Origin of the sequence: Amycolatopsis dongchuanensis (genome assembly GCF_039542405.1) — a bacterium.
In the GTDB taxonomy this organism is placed as follows: domain Bacteria; phylum Actinomycetota; class Actinomycetes; order Mycobacteriales; family Pseudonocardiaceae; genus Amycolatopsis_E; species Amycolatopsis_E sacchari.
In genome coordinates this window covers 1-2,988 of record NZ_BAABIB010000155.1, presented here as the reverse complement: position 1 = coordinate 2,988, position 2,988 = coordinate 1, and the positions used below count along the sequence as shown (strand labels likewise).

The following is a 2,988-nucleotide window of genomic DNA, read 5'->3' as shown; positions in this document are numbered from 1 at the left end:
GAACATCCTGCACCGCAAGCAAAGCCGACACGCCAGCCCATTCTGAACTGTTCACTAAGACCGGAGAGGGCGTCAACTCAACCCGCCTGACTGTGCGCCTCGAACACGTCTCTCGGCTCGTGGCTGACGGCGCGTGACGCGTACCGACACGGAGGGAGCGGCTTCCGGTCTCTCACGGGACGTTTGCATGCCGCGCAGCTTCGGTGCTCAACACTCGAATATGCTCCGTCGCGTTCAAGGCGGCGCACACTGTAGACCACACCCCGGCTTGTTGCCACGATGCCAATCGCGCCGAGCACGTGTAGCGGCTGACGCCGAACGTGGCGGGAATCTTGGACCACGCGCACCCGAGGAATTCGACACACACGATGCCCGCCAGCACGGCGCGGTCATCGCAGAACGGACGGCCCCCGCGCCGGTTCGTGCGCTTCGCGGGCAGCATCGGTTCCACCTGCGACCACAGGTCTGTTGGGATGATGCGCTCAACCGTGACCGGTCCCGCCAGGCGCAGCGGGCCGCCGCGAGCCTGTGCACGGGCAGCGCGTCCACTGGCCCGCACGTGCCGTTCCTGCGTAGCCGCGATGGTCGGGCGAATCTCGCCCTTGCCAACATTCGCGACCGTGCGAGCAACATGCTTCGCGTGCGGTGTAACGACTCGCGCCCATCGGCCGGCCTGCTCGGCGACCTGGTGAGTCAATGGCGCCACCAGCCGGCATCCGCCGTCCGGGCGTTCGATGAACAGCCGACGGGACAGGTAGCGCATCGGCCCAAACGTGGACAGCAGGTCCAATACGAACCGATCCACCTCGGGTCGGACAGTCTCCATGAGGTCGAGCGCCAACGAATCCCGGTTCAACTCGTCGCCATGGAGGAAACCCATTCCAGCGTCAAGGCCGACGGATAGGCACGCGAACCGGCATTCCACTTCGGCCAGCCGGTAGGCGTAATTCAGCAGCGCGTTAATGGGATCGGCCGCGTCCTTGCCGTTATCGGTCGAAGTGCAAATAGGTGAACTGCGCATGACATAGGTGGTCCAGTGCGCGGGCACGTCCCGCAGTTCGCGCGGGTCGAAGGGCACAATGACGCGTCCGCACCACGCGGTCCAATACTTCGCAGCCGCCGCGCCCTCGAAGCCCCGCGCCCCGGTGATCGTGGACGCCGTGGCCACCTGGTCCGCATAGTCTCGAATCGCGGCGGCTACCTCTGGAACACCCAAGGCGTCCGCGATGACGGCTTGACCGTCCAGCTTGACGGACAAGACATGCTTGGTGATCTCCAACCCGATGTGTTCAGTGGGTCCTCCCTCGCCGCACCAGGCTTGCGCCCGCCGCAACCGCGCGTCATCCAGCGAAGGCGCAGCGGAGCAGGACACCAACCGGCCGGTGGTGTCCACCTGCACCAGGGTGATCCCCACGTCGGCGCACCAGCGGGCCGCCTCCCACGTCACGTATCCGGTATGGCCGATGACGATGATCCGCCGGACGGTGCGCTCGACGCGAGGCAGCTTCCGTACGCGGCGATGTCGGCCGATGCCGTCGGCAATGACGAGGTGGCCGCGCTCGACGCTGATCTTGATGCCGTAGCCGTCGGCAACCACGACGGTCGGGTCGGAGGTTTCGCGGCGGTACACGGCGGCCGTGGCCGAATCGGCGCCGTCCGTCGGGTTTGCGTCGGAAGGGCTATCCTGCTGGGTCAGCGTCACGTGAGTCCGTTCTCTCGTGGTGTCAGACCCCGGTTCGACGTTGGCGCGTCGGCCGGGGTCGCTTATGTGTGGAGTTGTCGGGTTGGGCCGCGACGGTTGGGTGAATTGCCGCCGTTACTCGAATTGAGGGGTCTTTCCGCTTCTCAGGACGTTGTTAAGGTCGTCGTTGAATCGGCGATGCTCATTTAGGATATCGTTCAGTTTGTCGCTCTCCGGTCCGAACGTCGCCAGTGTGAGCACAGCATCGACGATGGCGGCTTTGATAGCGTGAGGACTTGCATAGTCCCACCTTTGGGCGTGTTCCTGTGCCATCGCCTTCGGTATCAACAATTGGGCCGTTGAAATTATCTTCTCTAGGTCCACAATGTTGAGAATTCGGGAAATGCTGTCAGGCGTTAGTGATTTTATCGAGCGCAGCTCTTCCGGAGACAATGGTTCGGTTCCGGTCAAATAGGGCATCATGTCTGACAAGTCGTCAGCGCCGTATAGGTCTCCCCCTTCACTGAAGGTTATCGCGCCCGACACAAGGTTGTGAATGACCTCGTGCGGATTGTCTTGCAGGGATGGCGTGCTGCGTGCAGCTTGGCGGAGCGCGTTTACGCGTTCTCGGACTTCGGGTTTGTCGCTCGCACGCTTGATAACCCGCGCCGCTTCGCGTTTTGCATGTTCGGTCAACTCGTCATCGGGGATCCGGGCAGTGTGCTCGTTCACTGGCAATCCGTAGCCCGAGCACAATTTCCGTAGATCGCTCCGCAACGTGTCGGGCTTAATTAGCTCAGTGAACCCGAGACACGCCAAGACGCCAAGCGCTCCGGCAGCCGTGCGTCCGCTACGCAGCAGCAGTGACAGTCGAAAGTAGTATTCGACCACTCGGCGAGTGAGTTTGGCGGGAACCTGTGGGGCCCTGCCGTCGGTGATTTGCTTTTCGATCCATCGCGCCCACTGTTCGGGGCTGCGGTCGGGGCGGACGCGATGGAGTGTGTCGGCGAGCGCCTGCACTTGGGGTGAGGTCCGGCGTACCGCACCCCGTGTCCGGCGGGCGGGCTTGTCCGCGCTGCCCTGGTTCTTACGCGCTGTTGCCACGTCCCAAGTGTACCATCTATATGATCTGAAAAAAGGTACGGTGGTGCGGGCGTGCTGCTCATGTACCACCTGGACCCGGACGGTAGCTATACCCACGCTGAAGTGCGCAAACACCGGATGTACCAGCAGAACCCGGACCGTCCTAAGGGATGTCTCGTAACTCGTGTTGTGGTTGGTGGGGCTGGTGTTGCAGTCAGTCGGCG

Annotated in this window: 2 protein-coding genes; both read right to left on the bottom strand. The window is 63.0% G+C overall.

Features of this window, described 5'->3' with window-relative positions; genetic code table 11:
* Positions 1–172 precede the first annotated feature (172 nt).
* Positions 173–1,702, bottom strand: a complete 1,530-nt coding sequence (gene cas1 / locus ABFX51_RS36135) for a CRISPR-associated endonuclease Cas1 (protein WP_346056472.1) — start codon at positions 1,700–1,702, stop codon at positions 173–175.
* Positions 1,703–1,816: 114 nt separating this feature from the next.
* Positions 1,817–2,785, bottom strand: coding sequence for a hypothetical protein (locus tag ABFX51_RS36130; protein WP_346056471.1), 969 nt, complete (start codon positions 2,783–2,785; stop codon positions 1,817–1,819).
* Positions 2,786–2,988: the final 203 nt, after the last annotated feature.